The sequence below is a fragment of the Pseudomonas putida W15Oct28 genome (assembly GCF_000708715.2).
GTDB lineage: Bacteria > Pseudomonadota > Gammaproteobacteria > Pseudomonadales > Pseudomonadaceae > Aquipseudomonas > Aquipseudomonas putida_R.
The window spans coordinates 231,385-249,430 of the sequence record NZ_JENB01000001.1; the positions used below are offsets into that span (position 1 = coordinate 231,385).

Consider the following 18,046-nt stretch of genomic DNA (forward strand, 5'->3'; position numbering starts at 1 on the left):
ACCTCGAATGCTTGGTGGGCTCAGGCCAGTGCCGCGAATGCATCGCGCATCTGCCCCAGGGCTTGTTCCAGTTCCTGCCGCGACGTGGCGAACGACAGACGAATGTAGGGCTCCAGGCCAAACGCCGAACCCGGCACGGTCGCGACCTTGCCGACGCGCAGCAGGTAGGCCGAAAGGTCGGCATCGTTGCCGATGACCTGGCCGTCGGGGGTGCGTTTGCCAATGAAGGCACTGACCTCGGGGAAGGCATAAAACGCGCCCTGTGGCATCTGCAATTGCAGGCCCGGGATCTGCGCCAACCCTTGCACCACCAGCGCGCCACGCGCCTGGTACTCGCGGTTGGCTTCGCGCACGAAGTCCTGTGGCCCGTTCAGCGCCGCCACGGCCGCCAGCTGGGAAATGCTCGACGGGCAGGTGGTGGTCTGCGACTGGGTCTTGTTCATCGCAACGACCAGGCCCTTTGGCCCGGCGGCGTAGCCCAGCCGGTAGCCGGTCATGGCATAGGCCTTGGACACACCGTTGATCAGCAAGGTGCGCTCACGCAACTGTGGGCACGCCGTGACGAAGGACACGAACGGCTGATCGCCCAGCACGATGTGCTCGTAGATCTCGTCAGAGATGATCAGCACGTTCGGGTGCCGCTCCAGCACCTTGCCCAGCGCAGCAAACTCTTCTCGGGTAAAAATCGCCCCGCTCGGGTTGTTCGGCGAGTTGAGCATCACCCAACGGGTACGCGGGGTAATGGCCGCCTCCAGCTGCTCGGGCTTGAGCTTGAAGCCCTGCTGCGCGCTGCATGGGATGACCTTGGGCACGCCACCATTGAGCAGGGCCATGTCGGTGTACGAGACCCAGTACGGCGCCGGGGTGATTACCTCATCACCCGGCTCGAGCGTAGCGAGGAAGGCATTGAACAACAGTTGCTTGGCACCATTGCCCACGCAGATTTCGTCCAGGCCGTAGGCCAGGTCGTTTTCCCGGGCAAACTTGTCGACGATGGCCTGGCGCAACACCTCCAGGCCATTGGGCCCGGTGTAGTGGTTGTTGCCCGCGAGCATTGCCTGGTACGCGGCGTCGATCACGTGAGCCGGCACGTTGTAGTCGGGCTCGCCCAGGGCCAGGTTGATGACCGGCTCGCCCTGGGCCAGCATCTGCTTGGCCAGTACCGACACCGCCATGCTTGGCGAGCTTTTTACCGCACGCACGCGGCTGCTTTGCAAGTCCATTTTCTAGCGCTCCTGGGCGGCGTCAAAGCCGTAGTCGTTGCGTGCCTGTTCGGCGCTGATGTAGCCCGCACGCACATCGCGTTCAACCTGCTTGGGGTCGCGCTGGCGCGGGTCACCGTAGCCACCACCACCGGGCAAGCGCAGCACCAGGCGACGCTCGGCAGGCACGAACTGCTGGCCCTTGCCGCGCAGCAGGCTGCCATCGTCCAGGCCGACATAACCTTCGGCGCCCGCTTTGCCGCCCTCCAGGCCGCGTGCCGGGTACTGGATACGGTCGAACATGGCACTGAAGCGGAAGCTGTAGCCCGCGGCCGCCGACACTTCGATCTCCTGGCCCAGGCCACCGCGCAACTGGCCGGCGCCACCAGAGCCTTCACGTAGCTCCTTGCGCCACACCACCACCGGGCCAGCATGCTCGGTGGCTTCCACCGGCATGGTGTGCACGCCGCTGGGGAACGCCGTGGCACTGAGCCCATCCATCGCCGAACGGGCACCCATGCCGCCACTGTTGAACATCAGCATCTCGGCATTCCGGCCGTTCGGGTTGCTCTCCAGCGGCCGCACGCTCAGGTGCAGGTTCCACAAGGCACTGGCGCCCTCGGCCGGCACGTTGCCGGGCAGGCATTTGTGCAGTGCGCCGAGCACCAGGTCGGGCACGAAGTGGCCCAGCACATGGCGCACCGACACCGGCGCCGGGTGCTTGGCGTTAAGGATGCAGCCTTCCGGCGCAGTGACCTCGAACGGCGCCAGCGACGCGGTGTTGTTCGGGATTTCCGGCGCGACGATGCACTTGATGCCATAGCAGGCATAAGCCTTGGCGTAACCCAGCGGCACGTTGATGCCGAACTGGCTCATGCCCGAGGTGCCGGTGAAATCGCTCTTGATGCCATCGGGGCCAACGGTGAGGGTTACCGCCAGGGTCACCGGCACGTCGTAGCCATCCAGGGTCATGCTGTTGGTGTAGGTACCGTGGGGCAGCGACTTGAAGCAGTCCAGGGTAGCGCGGCGGCTGTGCTCCAGGATGAAGCCACCGATGTGCTCCAGGTCATCCAGCTTGAACTCATCGAGCATGTCCAGCAGGCGCTTGTGACCGGTCTCGTTGCACGCCGACAGTGCATAGAAGTCGCCCACCACCCGGTCGTTCTCGCGCACGTTGTTGCGCAGGATGTTGATCAGGTCGCGGTTGACCTTGCCGCGCTCGAACAGCTTCATGATCGGGATGAACAGGCCTTCCTCGTACACCTCGCGGGCATCGGGGCCAAAGCCGCGGCCACCGATGTCCACCACGTGGGCGGTACTGGCGAAGTAGCCGATCAGCCTGCCCTTGTAGAACGACGGCGAAACGATGGTGATGTCGTGCAGGTGGCCGGTACCCTTCCACGGGTCGTTGGTCACGTACACATCGCCTTCGAAGATGTTGTCTTCGCCGATGTCGTTGATGAAGTGCACCACCGCCTCGGCCATGGTATTGACGTGGCCCGGGGTGCCGGTGACTGCCTGGGCCAGCATGTTGCCGGCGCGGTCGAACACCCCGGCAGACAGGTCGCCGGCTTCACGTACGCTGGTGGAAAACGCGGTGCGGATCAGGGTCAGGGCCTGTTCTTCGACCACCGAGACCAGGCGGTTCCACATCACCTGCATTTGAATGTCGATCAAAGTATCGCTCATGGTTCTGGCTTCCGAATCAGGCGTTAGCGGCGCACGACCAGCAGGCAGCCGTCTGGCTGAACCGTGGCGGTGAAGTTGGAGGTGACGAAGGTCGAGGTTTCGCGCTCGACGATGATCGCCGGGCCGTCGACGCGGGCACCGACCTGCAGCTCTTCGCGTGGGTAGATGCCGGCTTCGACGAAACCGCCAGCGGCCACGTCGAACACCTGGCGCCGCGTGACTTCATGGGCGCGGTAGGCAGCGCCCACTTCTTCGATGCGTGCCACCGGCGGCAGCGGCGAACTGGCCCGGACCGACCAGCTGACGATCTCGATGTCCGGCCCTTCGATGGGGCGGCCGAAGAAGCGGGTATAGGCTTCTTCGAAGCGCGCCTTGAACTCCACCGTGTCGGCAGCGCTGAAGGCTTTGAAAGGCAGGGCAACCGGGATTTCCCAGCCCTGGCCCACGTAGCGCATGAACGCGGTGCAGTCCATTTCCGGCTCACCTTCCGGCATGCCCTGGCGCAGGAAGCCCAGCGACTCGGCTTTCATCTCGTCGATCAGGCCATTGACTTGCGCGGCCTCGAACTCGGACAGGCGCACGAAGGCACTGCGCACGGCCTCGTAGCCGAACGGCGCACGCAGAAAGCCAATGGCCGAGCCCACGCCAGCACCGGCCGGGACGATGAAACGCGCCACGCCCATTTTTTCGCACAGCCGCGCAGCGTGCAGCGGGCCACCACCCCCGAAGGTGATCATGGTGTAGTCGGCGATGTCCTTGCCGCTTTCCACCGCGTGCACACGGCCGGCGTTGGCCATGTTCTCGTCGACCACTTCGCACACGCCGAATGCAGCGGTGTCGGCCTGCATGCCCAGCGGCTGGCCAATGACACGGGCCATGGCGTTGGCAGCGCTGTCACTGGACAGGCGCAGCGCGCCACCGGCGAAGTTGTCGGCATCCAGGCGGCCAAGTAGCAGGTTGGCGTCGGTGATGGTCGGCTCCAGGCCGCCACGGCCGTAGCAGGCCGGGCCAGGCTCGGAAGCCGCGCTGTGCGGGCCAACGCGAATCTGGCGCATGCTATCGATGCTGGCGATGGAACCACCACCGGCGCCGATCTCGACCATTTCCACCACCGGGATGGAAATCGGCATGCCGCTGCCCTTCTTGAAGCGGTAAGTACGTGCGACTTCGAAGGTTTTCGCGGTTTTCGGCACCTGGTCTTCGATCAGGCAGATTTTTGCCGTGGTGCCGCCCATGTCGAACGACAGCACGCTCTCCAGCTGGTAACGGCGGGCGATGTCGGCAGCAAAGATGGCACCACCGGCCGGGCCGGACTCCACCAGGCGCACCGGGAACTCGGCTGCACTCTGCACCGAGATGATGCCGCCGCCGGAGTGGATCATGAACACCGGGCAATCGGCGCCTTCTTGCTTGAGGGTCACCACCAGGCGGTCCAGGTAGGACTTGATCAGCGGCTTGACGTAGGCATTGGCGCACACGGTATTGAAGCGCTCGAACTCGCGCATCTGCGGCGAGACTTCGCTGGAGATGGAAATCGACAACTGCGGCAAGCGCGCCTGCAGGGCATCGCGCAGCTGGCGCTCGTGGGCGCCGTTGACGTAGCTGTGGATGAAGCCGATGGCGACGCTCTGGTAGTTGCCTTCGGCGATGCGCTCGACCAGGGCATCGATTTCGGCCTGCGCAGGGGCAATCAGCACTTGGCCTTTGACATCAAGGCGCTCGCGCAGGGTGTAGCGGTGTTCGCGATCGATCAGCGGCGGCGGCAGCACGATGTTGATGTCGTACTGCTCGAAGCGGTTTTCGGTGCGCATTTCCAAGGTGTCACGGAAGCCTTCGGTGGTGATGAAGGCCGTGCGTGCGCCACGGCGCTCGATCAGGGCGTTGGTGGCCAGGGTGGTGCCGTGGATCAACTGATCGATGTCCGACAGCGCCAGGCCTGCCTGCTCCACCACCTGGCGCACGCCGGTGAGGATGGCCCGCTCGGGCAGCTCGTAGTCGGTCAGGATCTTGGTCGAATGCAGCACGCCGTTCACGTCCAGCGCGATATCGGTGAAGGTACCGCCTATGTCCACGCCGACCCGGCATGATGTCGCAGTCATCGTCATATCCCCTGCAGTGCTTTGTAGTTGTCTCGACCGGCTGAAGCGGTCTTAATGTAAGTTATATGTTGTCTTACAGGTGGTCAAGCACCTATTCGCTCAAATCTGCCTTGCCTGTACCGGCCCCTTCGCGGGCATGCCCGCTCCCACAGAAGCGCCACGGTACCTGTGGGAGCGGGCGCGCCCGCGAAGAGGCCAGTGCAGGCAACACAACTGCTAGATCAACCCGCAGTCTTGACCATCCGCCCGCCACCCACCGCCTGCGCCGTGGGGAACACTTCCAGCCGCGACACATCCACCTGCCGCGGCATCTTCAGCGCCGCCAGCAGCAGCTGTGCGATGTCTTCAGGCTGGATCGACTCATAACCGTCATACAGCTCGCTACCCGCTGCCTGCATGCCCATCGCAGTCTTGTACAACTGGGTCTGCACCCTGCCCGGGGCAATCTCGGTCACCCGCACCCCGCTGCCCAGCAGGTCACAGCGCAAGGCATCGCAGAACAGGCTGACGCCGGCCTTGGACGCCCCGTACACCGCCGCACCCGGATGCGGCGCGCGGCCGGCACTGGAGCCGATGAAGAACAGATGCCCCCTGCCCCGCCCGACCATGCCCGGCAACACCTGGCGCGCCAGGTGCAGCGGCGCCTTGAGGTTGATGTCGAGCATGTTGTCGATCTCGGCTTCGTCGATGTCCTGGAACGCCGCACGGGTAGAAAGAATGCCCGCGTTGTTGACCAGCACATCCACCGCCTGCCCTTCCAGCGCGGCGGCCAGCGACCGGTAGTCGCGCACATCCGCCTGCAAGGTGGTCACACCCGGCTCGCCAGCAAGCTCCGCCAGCGCCTGCGGGCTGCGCCCCACAGCAATCACCTGCAGGCCGGCGTCACGCAGCGCCAGCACGATGGCCTTGCCGATACCGCTGGTAGCCCCGGTCACCAGCGCGCGCTGGTAGCCCTCGGGGAATGCGACTTCAGGCATAGATGTAACCCCCGCTGACAATCACGTTTTCACCCGTGGCGTAGCTGTTGCGGCTGCTGCCCATCATCACGATCCACTCGGCGATTTCTGCCGGCTCCGCCGCGCGGCCCAGCGGGTTGGCGGCGGCCAGTTCGCCAAGGAAGCCCAACTGCTTGGCACGCTCGGTGGCAAAACCGGCCGGCGCCACCGAGTTGACCAGGATCTGGTCTTTGGCACAGGCCTGGGCGAAGGACTTGGTCAGGCTTACCACCGCAGCTTTGGTCGCCGCATAGTGGGCGTTTTGCGGGTGGGCCTTGAAGGCATCCACCGAGGTGACGTTGACGATACGCCCGGTCACCGCCGGGGCTGCCACGTACTGCTGCATGTGGCGCACCGCCGCGACCATCATGTGGTAGGTGCCCTTGATGTTGACGGCGTTTTCCAGGTCCCACTCTTCGTCGCTGATCTCGAAGATGTCCTGACGCGGGTAGATGGCCGCGCTGTTGACCAGGCAATGCACCCGGCCCAGGCCTTCGACGATCTGGGCGAAGGCTGCGTGGGCGGTGTCCTTGCGGGCAATGTCACCGACTGCGATTGCCACCTCCACACCCTGCCCGCGCAGCGCTTCTGCAGCGTGTACCAACAATTGCTCGTTGCGGTCGATCAGGCCGATTTTGCCGGCGCCACGCTTCACCATCAACCGGGCTGTTTCCAGGCCCAGACCCGAGGCACCACCTACGATCACCACCGTTTGATTATCCACAAAACACCTCCGCGATTGAGTCTTTACGTAAGATGCCTGTTGTCTTACATTTGGTCAAACATCAATTCGCCGACAGGTGCTGCCATGCCCGCTTCCAGCCTCTCGCCCGTACCCACCCCACACGCCCGGGACCGCTTGCTGGATGCGGCCACCGCGCTGTTTGCCAGCCATGGCTACCAGGCCATCGGCCTGCGTGACCTGGCCAGCCACCTGGGCCTGCGCGCCGGCTCGCTATACCACCATATCGAGAGCAAACAGGGCCTGCTGTTCGAGCTGATCGAGTCGAGCCTGACCGACCTGCTGTATGAAACCCGACAATGCCTCAAAGGCGCCCGAGCCACCAGTGAACGCTTGCCCTGTTTCGTGCAGGCCTTTGTGACCTACAGCCAGGCCAACCCGGACAAACTCGTGTTGCTGACGCGAGAAGCCATGAACCTGAACGAGGACCAACTGTTGCAGGTTGAACAGTTGAAAGCTGAATACAGCGGGCTACTCAGCGACATCGTCGCCGCCGAGTGCGGGCTGACGGCACCGCGGGCGCGGTCGATTGCTCATGCTGTGCTGGGCTTGCTGTGCGGGCAGGCGCAATGGGGGACGGTAATCACTGCCAGGGAGCAACTGGTGGCCTTCGTGCAGGGCATCGTCAGGACCGGCAAAACCGCCGTACACCAGCAAGATGGAATAAGAATATGAATTCTTATTCTTTTTTTATTGGAAAGTAATCCTCTATAACTCTCCCCACTGCACAGCCGCCAACACTTGGCCAACTGTTGGCAGCGCAACACCCGATCAACACGAAACGCCCGCCCGGCAACAGCAGCGCACCTTTGTGAAACTGCTAACGTGTTGATTTACAAGAACACTAGAACCCGGCACGACGATTGCTCAAGCAAAGTCCCGCTCAACCAGAACCGGAGACCTGCCCATGAGCACCCCACTGAACGTCGTAGCCTTGTCCGGCGGCACTTCCCGCCCATCGCGTACCTTAGCCCTGACCGAGGCGATCCTCGCCGAACTGGCCGAACACCTGCACATCAAGCCGCACCTGATCGAACTGGGCGACATTGCCCGCCCGCTGGGCAGCGCCCTGTGGCGCAGCGAACTGCCCGAAACCGTCGAACAGCAGCTGCGTCTGGTAGAGCGGGCCGACCTGCTGGTGGTGACCACCCCGGTGTACCGCGGCAGCTTCACCGGCCACTTCAAGCACCTGTTCGACCTGATCGGCCAGGACGCCCTGGTCGACACCCCGGTACTGCTTGCCGCCACCGGTGGCAGCGAACGCCATGCACTGGTGCTCGACCACCAGCTGCGCCCGCTGTTCAGCTTCCTGCAGGCCCTGACCCTGCCCATCGGCGTGTTCGCCAGCCAGGCGGAACTGGCCGACTACCGGGTTTCCAGCGATGCGCTCGCTGCCCGTATCCGCCTGGCCGCCGAACGTGCCGTGCCGCTGTTCGGCGCCCACTACGCACTGCGTAAAAGTGCCTGAGGAGCGGCCATGAATGCACCTGTAAATACCCCGCTGCGCCCGGCCCTGGCCATCGCCCGCGAACTGGCCGGGCAGTTTGCCCAGACCGCCGTCGAGCGCGACGAGCGCGGCGGTACGCCGAAAGCCGAGCGCGATGCCCTGCGTGGCAGCGGCCTGCTGTCGCTGGCGATCCCGCAGGCCTTCGGCGGCCAGGGCGCCAACTGGCACGACACCTTCGCGGTGGTGCGCGAATTCGCCCGGGTCGACAGTTCCATCGCCCATGTATTCGGCTTTCACCACCTGATGCTGGCCACCGTGCGCCTGTTCTCGCGCCCGGACCAGTGGCAGCCGTGGTTTGAACAAACCGCCCGCAAACAGTGGTTCTGGGGCAATGCCCTGAACCCGCTGGACACGCGCACGGTGGTCAAGCACTTCGACGGCTGGTGCGAGTTCTCTGGCAAGAAAAGCTTCTGCTCCGGCGCCAGCGACTCGGAAATGCTCATTGCCTCGGCGGTGGACGAACGTGCCGGCGGCAAGCTGCTGATTGCCGCCATTCCCAGCGGCCGCACCGGCATCAGCCTGCACAGCGACTGGAACAACATCGGCCAGCGCCAGACCGACAGTGGCAGCGCCACGTTCGAACGTGTGCGGGTCGAGCACAATGAACTGCTGCTCGACCCGGGCCCCCTGAGCACCCCGTTTGCCGCCCTGCGGCCTCTGATTGCCCAGCTGCACTTCGCCAACCTGTTCCTCGGCATTGCCGAGGGCGCCTTCGACGAAGCCCGCCAGTACACGCTGAAGGAAAGCCGGCCGTGGTTTCGCTCCAGCGCCGCCAGCACTACCGAAGACCCTTACGTGCTGCGCCATTACGGCGAGTTCTGGGTCGGACTGGAAAGCGTACGCCTGCTGATCGAACGGGCGGCGCGCCAGCTGGACGCTGCCTGGGCCAAGGAACATGCCCTCACCGCCGAGGAGCGCGGCGACCTGGCGCTGGCCATCGGCACCGCCAAGGTCGCCGCCAGCCGCCACGGCCTGGATATCTGCAACCGCCTGTTCGAAGTCACCGGTGCCCGTGCCACCCATGCCTCGCTGCGCTTCGACCGGCACTGGCGCAACCTGCGCACGCAAACCCTGCACGACCCGGTGGACTACCGCATCCACGAACTCGGCGAGTGGGCCCTCAACGACAAACGCCCTGCCCCATCCTTCTACTCCTGAGGCCTGCCCATGCAACTGCTGACCCTCCCCCCGTCACCGACACTGGCTACCTCGATCAGGGCGACCGCACAGGTCTTCGAAGACCCCAGGTCGCAGGCGCTGCTCGCCCACTTGCAACAGGTCGCCCCCAGCGAGGCCAGCGTCCTGATCATTGGCGAAACCGGCACGGGCAAGGAGCTGGTCGCACGCCACATCCATAACCTCAGCGGCCGGCGCAACGGCCCGTTTGTTGCGGTCAACTGTGGCGCGTTCTCCGAATCGCTGGTGGAAGCCGAACTGTTCGGCCATGAAAAAGGCGCCTTCACCGGCGCGCTGTCGGCCAAGGCCGGCTGGTTCGAGGAGGCCAACGGCGGCACGCTGTTCCTCGACGAAATCGGCGACCTGCCGCTGCCGATCCAGGTCAAGCTGCTGCGCGTGCTGCAGGAGCGCGAGGTGGTGCGGCTTGGGTCGCGCAAGAGCATCCCGATCAACGTGCGGGTACTGGCTGCGACCAACGTGCAGCTGGAAAAGGCCATCAATGCCGGGCATTTCCGTGAAGACCTGTACTACCGCCTGAACGTGGTGACCCTGCAGTTGCACCCGTTGCGCGACCGCCCGGGTGACATCCTGCCGCTGGCCCGGCACTTCATCCGCAGTTACAGCGACCGGCTGGGTTACGGGCCGATAGAACTGAGCCCCACGGCCCAGGCCAAGCTGGTGGAATACAGTTGGCCGGGCAATATTCGCGAGCTGGAAAACGTGATTCACCACAGTTTGCTGACCTGTGGCGACGGTACGATACAGGCACAGGACCTGCGTTTGTCCAACCTGCGTATCGAGCGGCAGGAGGAAGAACCGGCAGGCAATGGCGTGGAGGACTTGCTGCAGCGAGCGTTCAGCCGGTTGTACGAGGAGCAGTCGGGCGACCTGTACGAGAAAGTGGAAAATGCCCTCCTGCGCTCGGCCTATCGGTTCTGCCACTACAACCAGGTGCATACCGCGCAGTTGCTGGGGTTATCGCGCAACATCACCCGCACGCGGCTGATTGCGATTGGCGAGCTGGTGGTGAACAAGCGGCGCGGGCAGGAACAGCAGGTGCTGGACAACCGGGTGGTGCGGTTGTCGATCTGATCTTGGTAATACCTGAACCGGCCTCTTCGCGGCTAAAGCCGCTCCCACAGGTACAGCATGGGCCCGAAGCCGACGCTTTTCTTGTGGGAGCGGGCGTGCCCGCGAAGAATCCAGCGCAGTGAATGGCACCGGCTTCGCCGGTGTTCGCGGCGGTTCGACGCATCGACGCGCCCGCTCCCACAGGTACTGCGTCGGCTTGGGGCCAAGCTGTGCCTGTATGGAGAGGTCAGGATGCCGTACGTGGCATCAGTTCATACGGGTGCTTCCACCCCGGCAGCGCCTGGATCCGCGCCTTCCATGCCTCGATATGGGTAAACTCGGCCAACGGGATACCGGTGTCCTCCGGCATGAACACGTACCCCGCTAACGACAGGTCGGCGATGGTCAGCCGGCCGCCGACCATGAACGGCGTCTTCGCCAGGTGCGCGTCGACAATGCGGTAAGCCGCCGTGGCACGCTCGCGCAGGAACCGGGTCACGTCCGTTTCGCCGGTGTTCTTCAGGCAGAACAGGAAGCGCAGCGCGGCGTAATAGCTGGTGAACTTGTGGTTGTCGAACAGCATCCAGCGCCAGATCTCGCGTTTTTCGTCAGCGTCACGCGGGCCGAACTGGCCGGTCTGTTCGGCAAGGTATTCCAAAATCAGCGCAGACTGGGTGAAGGTTTTGCCCGCGTGCTCCAGCACCGGCACCTCGCCCTGCTCGTTCACCTCGTCACGCCAGGTTTGCTCCCGGGTCTGGCCATGGAAGAAATCGACGAACACTGGCTGCCAGTCCTGGCCCGTGAGTTCGAGCATGAGCGCAGCCTTGTAGGCGTTGCCTGATTCGGCGAAGCAATGCAGCTTGTAGTCGGGCATGGTGGGACCTTCAATTTCCTTTGAATGATCATGTAGCCCGAACAAATCACGCCCGGCCCGGAACGGTCAATGCCCTCAGCCAAAACATCCCATTCCCCGTCCCTCCCGTCATAGTCCCCGCCCAACCGCCAATGCCATAGTGGAGAAAACAACACGGATAAAAACCATGTACAGAAACACCTCTACCCCCGCGGACGACAACGGTTGCGGCTGGTTCCACCTCAGCCCTGCGCGCCAGCCACGCGCCGCGCACCGGGGGCGGAGCGAGGCGCGCTGGGTGGTGCTTGGCGCGGGCTTCACCGGCCTGGCCGCCGCACGGCAACTGGCCCTGCACCACCCTGACGACGAAGTGATCCTGGTCGACGCCCAGGCAGTCGGTTTCGGCGCCTCCGGGCGCAACTCCGGGTTTGCCATCGACCTGCCACACGACATTGGCGCCGCCGACTACATCGGCGACCTGCCCACGGCGCGGATGAACCTCAAGCTCAACCTGCGCGCGCAGGCGATCTTGCGCGAGTTGATCAACCAGCACGGCATCGACTGCCAGATCCGCCCGGACGGCAAGTACCAGGCGGCCGTCGAAGACAAAGGCCTGGCGGTGCTCGAAGCCTACCGCAGCGGCCTGGAAAAACTCGGCCAGCCTTACCAGATGATCGATACCCGCGACCTGCCCGAGCACTTCGGCACCACTTTCTACCGCAAGGCGCTGTACACCCCGGGCACCCAGCTGCTGCAACCGGCCGCCCTGGCCAAAGGCCTGGCCGACAGCCTGCCGGGCAACGTGACCCTGCACGAACGCACCACCATCACCCACATCGAGCAGGGCCGGCGCATCACCCTCAAGCACGCCAACGGTGAGATCGTCGCCGACCAACTGCTGCTGACCAACAATGCCTTTGCCTCGTACTTCGGCTTCCTGCCTGGCCGCCTGCTGCCGATCTTCACCTACGCCAGCATGACCCGCCCGCTGACCGAGGACGAACAAGCCCGCCTGGGCGGCAAGAACACCTGGGGCATCATCCCGGCAGACCCGTTCGGCAGCACCCTGCGGCGCACCCCGGACCAACGCCTGCTGGTGCGCAACAGCTTCAGCTTCAATGCCGACGGCCGCGCCAACCCACGCCACATCGCCCGTGCCGGGCGCCAGCACCGCGATTCGTTCGAGCGGCGCTTCCCGATGCTGTCGGGCATGGCGTTCGAATACACCTGGGGTGGCTCTATGTGCCTGTCGCGCAACCACCTGTCGCACTTCGGCACCCTCGCGCCCAACGTGCACGCGGCGCTGTGCTGCAACGGCCTTGGCATCACCCGTGGCACCGCTACCGGCACCCTGCTGGCCGACTGGCTGAGCGGCGAACGCGACGAGCTGATCGACTTCCTGCTGGGCTCCGCAGGCCCCAACCGTAACCCGCCGGAGCCGCTGCTGAGCGCGGGCGTCAACCTCAACCTGCACTGGGGCCAGCGCCGCGCCGGCCTGGAAAGCTGACAAGGAGGCACGGTGCTGGATGGGTTGTTGACGCGCTCCAAGCTGACCGAGCAATAAGCATCACAGGGCCGACAACAGCATCGTCGGCCCCACCGAAAAGCCCTCGCTGCCGCCCCTGGAACATCCATGACCACTTGCGCAAGGCCTCGGCACCCGCGGTCATCCCATCCCATGACTCGTCCGAGCCGTTATAGGGCGCCCGCGCAAGCCGGTGCCATAGTGCCGCCACGTTAGTGCACCACATAACAACAAGAGGTAAGCCGTATGTCCGTTTCCAAACGCTCCGTAGAAGATGCGCCGCTCAACGGGTTCCACCGCAAACTGACAGTCTATTCTGCTGGCGGGCCTTTTCTCGATGGCTACGTACTGAGCATCATCGGCGTCGCCATGCTGCAAATCACCAATGCCTTGCAGCTGTCGGCCCTGTGGGAAGGGCTGATCGCCGCGTCAGCATTGATCGGTGTCTTCCTGGGTGGTTTTCTCGGTGGCTGGTTCACCGACAAATACGGGCGCAAGGTGCTGTACCTGGTCGACCTGGTCGCCATCGTCGGTTTCTCGGTGGCGCAGTTCTGGGTCGAGTCGGCCTGGGCCCTGTTCGCCTGGCGGTTGCTGATCGGTATCGCGGTCGGTGCCGACTACCCGATCGCCACGTCGCTACTGGCCGAGTTCCTGCCACGCAAGCAGCGTGGGCCGTTGTTGGCCGCCATGGTATTGATGTGGTTTGCCGGGGCCGCCGTGGCCTACATGGTCGGCGAACTGCTGCTGCGCGTGGGCGGTGAAGACGGTTGGCGCTATGTATTGGCCAGCGCCCTGATACCGGGTGCGCTGTTCCTGGTTGCCCGCAGTGGCACACCGGAGTCGCCACGCTGGCTGCTGAGCAAAGGCCGAACCGCCGAAGCCGATGCCGTGATCAAGAAAGTCTATGGGCCCGACTACTCCATTGCCGACCTGCCGGAGCAGACCAGCGACAAACCGGTGTCGGTGTGGTCGCTGTTCCACTCCGGTTACGGCAAGCGCATGGCCTTCGTCACCCTGTTCTGGACCTGCGCGATCGTGCCGCTGTTCGCCATCTACTCGTTTGCCCCCAAAGTGCTGCAGGCACTGCAACTGACCGGTGACTGGGCGGCCTTTGGCTCCATCGCCATCACCTTGCTGTTCACCCTGGGCTGCCTGGTGGCCACCAAGCTGATCAACCGCCTGGGCCGGCGCAACATGCTGATCCACAGCTTCCTTTGGTCGGGCATGTCGCTGGTGCTGCTGGGGGTGTTCCCGGATGCCTCGCCGACGACCGTACTGGTGCTGTTCGGCGCTTATGCCGTGCTGATCGGCGGCGCCCAGGTGCTTGAATACGTCTACCCCAACGAGCTGTTCCCCACCGAAATCCGTGCGTCGGCGGTGGGCCTGGCCACTTCGTTGTCACGCATCGGCGCGGCGGTGGGCACGTACCTGGTGCCGATCTCCCTGGCCTCCTACGGCATTGCCAACACCATGTTCGCTGCTGCCCTGATCTCGCTGTTCGGCGCCCTGATTTCCTGGTGGCTGGCCCCCGAGACCAGCAAGCTCGACCTGCAGCAAGCCGCGGCGCTGGGTAACTCCACCCGCACCACTTGCGCTGCCAAACCCGTTGTTCGTAAAGCCTGAAGGAGCCTATTCGTGAGCCAAGTACTGACTGTCGTGCGCAATGCCCCCCTCGCGTCGCTGGGGGCCCCTGCCCCGGCCCGCCTGCCGATCGGTGAACCCGTCGCCCAGGCCGCCACCGCCCAGGACCAGACCGACGAAGCCGTCGGCGCCAGCATCGGCGTATGGGAAAGCAGCCCGGGCGTGTTCCGCCGACACCTGAAAAACCGTGAGTTCAGCCACATTGTCAGCGGCTGGTGCACCTTCACCCCCGACGGTGGCGAGCCGGTGGAGCTGCGCGCCGGCGACGCAGTGCTGTTCCCGGAGAACTGCGAGGGTGTATGGGACATTCGCGAAACCCTGCGCAAGACTTACGTACTGTTCTAAGGGATGAGCCGATGATTGAACGTATCAACCCCGGCAAACGGGCCAGCCAGATGGTGCTGGTGGATGGCCATATCGAAACCTCCGGTATTGTGGCCCTGCTGCCAGGCGACATTGCTGCGCAAACCCGCTGCGTGCTGACGCAGCTGGAGCAGTGGCTGGCGCAGATCGGCGCAGGCAAAGGCAACCTCACCCGCATGCAGATCTGGCTAGCAGATATGGGTGAGTTTGCCGCGATGAATGAGGTATATGACGCCTGGGTCGGTGACCAGCCACCGGTGCGGGCCTGTGTAGGTGCAGCCCTGGCTGCCCCCGAGTACCGCATCGAGATTCAAGCCTTCGGCCAGTTCTAGCCCCACAGAGATAGCACATGCCTTGAGGTCGGCGCGGTCGGTGTGGGAGCGGCCTTGTGTCGCGAAAGGGCTGCAAAGCAGCCCCAGCAATGTTTGCATCAAGGCTGAAATCCTGGGGCCGCGTTGCGGCCCTTTCGCGACACAAGGCCGCTCCCACAGAGACCCCGTCCCTCAGCAAGAAGAGTGTTAGGCGCTTACAATTCCGGGTCCAGCCCCACCTTGTCGCCATGCCAGTCAAACCGCTCCACTTCATGCCTGCGCTTGCGGAAGCTATACGGCGTCTCGCCATACTGCTTGCGGAACCACAAGATAAAGTGCGACGCATCGGAAAACCCGCAGGCCAAAGCAATGGTGGTGATGTTCTGGCTAGTGTTCACCAGCAACCGCCGGGCATGGTCCAGGCGCAGCTTGCGCCAGTAGTTGGCCGGCGGTTCCTGGGTATTGGCGACAAATTCGCGGTGCAACTGCCGGGGGTGGGTGCCCACCGCTTCGGCCACGGCCTTGAGCGTCATCGAGGCGTCCAGGTTGGCGCGCATGAAACTGATCGCCCGCTGCACGCGGTCGTTCTGGTACACGCATTCGCTGGCCACCTTGTCCTGCTCTGCAGCAGGCTCATCCACCAGCAGGTACTCCAGCCCTTTCTGCGCCCGCACTGCGCCGCAATGCCGGCGGATCAGGTTGGCCGCCAGCTCAATGGCCGTGCCGCCCGGGCAGGTGATGATGCCGCGGTCGTCCACGTAGCTCTTGTCGATCACCGCCGTGGACAGTGGAAAGCGCTCCTTGAACTCATCACGCAGGGTGAAATGCAGCGCACAGCGCCGGCCATCGAGCAGCCCGGCTTTACCCAGCACGAACGACCCCGAGCACAGGGCGATGATCGGGATATTCGCCGCATGCACCTCACGCAGCGCATCCAGCAGCCAGGCCGGCGGGTTGCGGGTTTCGTCCAGCAGGCCACCGGCCAGCACCACATAGTCGTACTGGGCAAACAGGTTCAGCGGCTTGGTCGGCAAAATGGGCATCCCGCAACTGGCCGTGATCGGCTGGTCGTCCAGCGTCATCCAGTCCCACTGGCAGAACACCTGCTGGCTGCGGAATGACTTGTCCGCCGCAAAGCGCAGCGAGTCCACCAACCCCGCCACCGGCACCAGGGTGAAGTGGTTCATCAGCACGAAGCCTACCCGCAGTTCGGGTTTGACCTGCGCAGTGATGACGGGGGCTTGTACCGGTTGTTCTTGTTGTTCGGCAAACATGGACGCTGGCCTCGTGACATCCGTAATGGCGCCATTCTAAAGCGCGCCCTGCGTCCGTCATATCATATGCATCACCACAAATAGGAAATGCGTGACAAAAGGCGGCGCCGTTCTATCAATTGTCATGGCTGTAATATCAGCCCCCTGGCCCGGCTGAGCATCATGTAGGCACAAGACAAACATGCTCAGAGGCACCCCTCATGTACCGTGGATTCTGGTATGCCCAGGCGCTTGACCTGGACAACGACCTGGCCCCTGCCCTGCAGGACTCGATTCAAGCCGACGTGTGCATCGTCGGCGGTGGCTTCCTTGGCCTGTGGTCGGCCATCCGCCTGAAACAGGCGCACCCGGAAAAAACCATCGTCATCGTCGAGCGCGACCGCTGCGGCTCGGGTGCCAGCGGGCGCAACGGGGGCGTGGCTACCAACTGGTGGGGCAAGTACCTGTCGGTGCGCACCATCTGCGGGGATGTCGAGGCGCGGCGCATCTGCGAGGCGGCCGAATCGGCCATCGACGAGATCGGCAGCTTCTGCCAGGAGCACGGCATCGACGCCCAGTACCGCAAGGACGGCTGGCTGTGGACGGCCACCAACCAGCGGCAGATGAATTCCTGGCGCGTGCTCACCGACGGCCTGCAGAAACTCGACGTCAACCCGTTTCAGGAACTGGACCGCCAGACCATCCGCGGCCGCGTCGGCTCGCCGCTGGTGCTGGGCGGCATCTTCGACCCCAACGCGGCAACCGTACAGCCCGCCATGCTGGCCCGCGGCCTGCGCCGTGTGGCACTGAAACTGGGCGTGCAGATTTTCGAAAAATCGCCGTTCACTCACCTGCAGCGCGGCAAGCACCCGGTGGTGCACACCGCCAAAGGCCATGTAAAAGCCCACCACGTGGTGCTGGCGCTCAACGCCTGGGGCGCGCAATTTCCCGAGCTGCGCCGGATGATCGCGATCATGTCCAGCGACATGGTCGCCACCGCGCCGGTCAAGGCCAAGCTCGACGCCATCGGTTTCAGCGGCGGCGAATGCATGACCGACTCGCGCACCGTGCTCAACTACTGGCGCAACACCCCGGACGGGCGCGTGGTGTTCGGCAAGCCGCTGGGCCAGTTCGCCTATGCCGGACGCATCGGCAACCTGTATGAAAAACCCTCGCCGGCCGCCGACAAGGTGGCTGCCGAACTGCGCCGCCTGTACCCGCAGCTGCAGGATGTACCGGTGGTCAGCAGTTGGACCGGGCCAATCGACCGCACCATGAAGGGCCTGCCCAACTTCGGCTACCTCGACCATCACCAGACCGTCAGCTACGGCATCGGTTTTTCCGGCAACGGCGTGGCCACCACCGTGTTTGCCAGCCGCATCATCAAGTCGCTGGCCACCCATGCCACCGACGAGTGGGCCAACTGTGGCCTGGTCAACCAGAAGATGAAGCTGCTGCCGCCAGAGCCGTTCCGCTTCTTTGGTGCGCACCTGGTACGCGATGCGCTGGTGCGCAAGGAATCGCTGGAAGACCACGACCAGGATGCCGGTTTCATCACCCGCCAACTGGTCGGCATGGCGCCAGCCGGTTACGTGCCCGCGCAAAAAAAATAAGGACAA

16 protein-coding genes are annotated in these 18,046 nt (G+C 64.2%); 9 read left to right on the forward strand and 7 right to left on the reverse strand.

The genetic code is table 11. The annotated features are described in order from the left end of the window. Positions 1–20 precede the first annotated feature (20 nt). The 5 genes from AK81_RS00985 to AK81_RS01005 form a co-directional block, all read right to left on the reverse strand. Positions 21–1,223 (reverse strand): pyridoxal phosphate-dependent aminotransferase, encoded by a 1,203-nt coding sequence (locus AK81_RS00985; protein WP_043196064.1) that lies wholly within the window; start codon positions 1,221–1,223, stop codon positions 21–23. Positions 1,224–1,226: 3 nt separating this feature from the next. Next, positions 1,227–2,891 carry a hydantoinase B/oxoprolinase family protein gene (locus tag AK81_RS00990; RefSeq protein ID WP_043196066.1) on the reverse strand — a complete coding sequence of 555 codons (1,665 nt, stop codon included), beginning with the start codon at positions 2,889–2,891 and terminating at the stop codon, positions 1,227–1,229. A gap of 23 nt (positions 2,892–2,914) precedes the next feature. Beyond that, complete coding sequence (locus AK81_RS00995) at positions 2,915–4,990, reverse strand: hydantoinase/oxoprolinase family protein (protein ID WP_154100710.1); 2,076 nt, start codon at positions 4,988–4,990, stop codon at positions 2,915–2,917. A gap of 221 nt (positions 4,991–5,211) precedes the next feature. Further along, positions 5,212–5,967 (reverse strand): SDR family oxidoreductase, encoded by a 756-nt coding sequence (locus AK81_RS01000; protein WP_043196069.1) that lies wholly within the window; start codon positions 5,965–5,967, stop codon positions 5,212–5,214. Then, the gene (locus AK81_RS01005; protein WP_043196070.1) at positions 5,960–6,709 is read right to left on the reverse strand and encodes an SDR family NAD(P)-dependent oxidoreductase; all 750 of its coding nucleotides are present in this window, start codon (positions 6,707–6,709) and stop codon (positions 5,960–5,962) included. The genes AK81_RS01000 and AK81_RS01005 overlap by 8 nt, the downstream gene beginning before the upstream one ends. An 84-nt stretch (positions 6,710–6,793) precedes the next feature. On the opposite strand from AK81_RS01005, the gene AK81_RS01010 reads away from it, so the two are divergent. The 4 genes from AK81_RS01010 (at position 6,794) to sfnR (ending at position 10,502) form a co-directional block, all read left to right on the forward strand. Further along, positions 6,794–7,402 carry a TetR/AcrR family transcriptional regulator gene (locus AK81_RS01010; RefSeq protein WP_043196073.1) on the forward strand — a complete coding sequence of 203 codons (609 nt, stop codon included), beginning with the start codon at positions 6,794–6,796 and terminating at the stop codon, positions 7,400–7,402. 232 nt (positions 7,403–7,634) lie between these two features. Next, positions 7,635–8,195, forward strand: coding sequence for an FMN reductase (msuE, locus tag AK81_RS01015; protein ID WP_043196075.1), 561 nt, complete (start codon positions 7,635–7,637; stop codon positions 8,193–8,195). A 9-nt stretch (positions 8,196–8,204) separates the two neighbouring features. Then, positions 8,205–9,392 (forward strand): acyl-CoA dehydrogenase family protein, encoded by a 1,188-nt coding sequence (locus tag AK81_RS01020; protein WP_043196077.1) that lies wholly within the window; start codon positions 8,205–8,207, stop codon positions 9,390–9,392. 9 nt (positions 9,393–9,401) lie between these two features. After that, positions 9,402–10,502, forward strand: coding sequence for a sigma54-dependent transcriptional activator SfnR (gene sfnR / locus AK81_RS01025; protein WP_043196078.1), 1,101 nt, complete (start codon positions 9,402–9,404; stop codon positions 10,500–10,502). 226 nt (positions 10,503–10,728) lie between these two features. Here sfnR and AK81_RS01030 read toward each other — a convergent pair whose 3' ends face one another. Further along, on the reverse strand, positions 10,729–11,355 hold the full coding sequence (locus AK81_RS01030; protein ID WP_043196080.1) for a glutathione S-transferase family protein: 627 nt from the start codon (positions 11,353–11,355) through the stop codon (positions 10,729–10,731). Positions 11,356–11,521: 166 nt separating this feature from the next. Between AK81_RS01030 and AK81_RS01035 the strand changes: the two genes are divergently transcribed. The 4 genes from AK81_RS01035 (at position 11,522) to AK81_RS01050 (ending at position 15,195) form a co-directional block, all read left to right on the forward strand. Next, positions 11,522–12,841, forward strand: a complete 1,320-nt coding sequence (locus tag AK81_RS01035) for an NAD(P)/FAD-dependent oxidoreductase (RefSeq protein ID WP_043196083.1) — start codon at positions 11,522–11,524, stop codon at positions 12,839–12,841. A gap of 264 nt (positions 12,842–13,105) precedes the next feature. Further along, a complete protein-coding gene (locus AK81_RS01040; RefSeq protein WP_043196084.1) occupies positions 13,106–14,482 on the forward strand; it encodes an MFS transporter in 1,377 nt (458 codons plus the stop codon). Positions 14,483–14,494: 12 nt separating this feature from the next. Further along, entirely contained in the window at positions 14,495–14,845 is a 351-nt protein-coding gene (locus AK81_RS01045; RefSeq protein WP_043196085.1) for a cupin domain-containing protein, read from the forward strand. 11 nt (positions 14,846–14,856) lie between these two features. Then, positions 14,857–15,195, forward strand: coding sequence for a RidA family protein (locus tag AK81_RS01050; protein WP_043196087.1), 339 nt, complete (start codon positions 14,857–14,859; stop codon positions 15,193–15,195). Positions 15,196–15,389: 194 nt separating this feature from the next. Here AK81_RS01050 and AK81_RS01055 read toward each other — a convergent pair whose 3' ends face one another. Further along, on the reverse strand, positions 15,390–16,448 hold the full coding sequence (locus AK81_RS01055; RefSeq protein WP_043196090.1) for a GlxA family transcriptional regulator: 1,059 nt from the start codon (positions 16,446–16,448) through the stop codon (positions 15,390–15,392). A gap of 200 nt (positions 16,449–16,648) precedes the next feature. Between AK81_RS01055 and AK81_RS01060 the strand changes: the two genes are divergently transcribed. Next, on the forward strand, positions 16,649–18,040 hold the full coding sequence (locus AK81_RS01060; RefSeq protein ID WP_043196093.1) for an NAD(P)/FAD-dependent oxidoreductase: 1,392 nt from the start codon (positions 16,649–16,651) through the stop codon (positions 18,038–18,040). Positions 18,041–18,046: the final 6 nt, after the last annotated feature.

Excerpts from the sequence above, each read along its gene's own strand:
- AK81_RS00985 (WP_043196064.1), bottom strand. The coding sequence starts at position 1,223 with ATGGACTTGCAAAGCAGCCGCGTGCGTGCGGTAAAAAGCTCGCCAAGC.
- AK81_RS00990 (WP_043196066.1), bottom strand. The coding sequence starts at position 2,891 with ATGAGCGATACTTTGATCGACATTCAAATGCAGGTGATGTGGAACCGC.
- AK81_RS00995 (WP_154100710.1), bottom strand. The coding sequence starts at position 4,990 with ATGACTGCGACATCATGCCGGGTCGGCGTGGACATAGGCGGTACCTTC.
- AK81_RS01000 (WP_043196069.1), bottom strand. The coding sequence starts at position 5,967 with ATGCCTGAAGTCGCATTCCCCGAGGGCTACCAGCGCGCGCTGGTGACC.
- AK81_RS01010 (WP_043196073.1), top strand. The coding sequence starts at position 6,794 with ATGCCCGCTTCCAGCCTCTCGCCCGTACCCACCCCACACGCCCGGGAC.
- msuE (WP_043196075.1), top strand. The coding sequence starts at position 7,635 with ATGAGCACCCCACTGAACGTCGTAGCCTTGTCCGGCGGCACTTCCCGC.
- AK81_RS01020 (WP_043196077.1), top strand. The coding sequence starts at position 8,205 with ATGAATGCACCTGTAAATACCCCGCTGCGCCCGGCCCTGGCCATCGCC.
- sfnR (WP_043196078.1), top strand. The coding sequence starts at position 9,402 with ATGCAACTGCTGACCCTCCCCCCGTCACCGACACTGGCTACCTCGATC.
- AK81_RS01030 (WP_043196080.1), bottom strand. The coding sequence starts at position 11,355 with ATGCCCGACTACAAGCTGCATTGCTTCGCCGAATCAGGCAACGCCTAC.
- AK81_RS01035 (WP_043196083.1), top strand. The coding sequence starts at position 11,522 with ATGTACAGAAACACCTCTACCCCCGCGGACGACAACGGTTGCGGCTGG.
- AK81_RS01040 (WP_043196084.1), top strand. The coding sequence starts at position 13,106 with ATGTCCGTTTCCAAACGCTCCGTAGAAGATGCGCCGCTCAACGGGTTC.
- AK81_RS01050 (WP_043196087.1), top strand. The coding sequence starts at position 14,857 with ATGATTGAACGTATCAACCCCGGCAAACGGGCCAGCCAGATGGTGCTG.
- AK81_RS01055 (WP_043196090.1), bottom strand. The coding sequence starts at position 16,448 with ATGTTTGCCGAACAACAAGAACAACCGGTACAAGCCCCCGTCATCACT.
- AK81_RS01060 (WP_043196093.1), top strand. The coding sequence starts at position 16,649 with ATGTACCGTGGATTCTGGTATGCCCAGGCGCTTGACCTGGACAACGAC.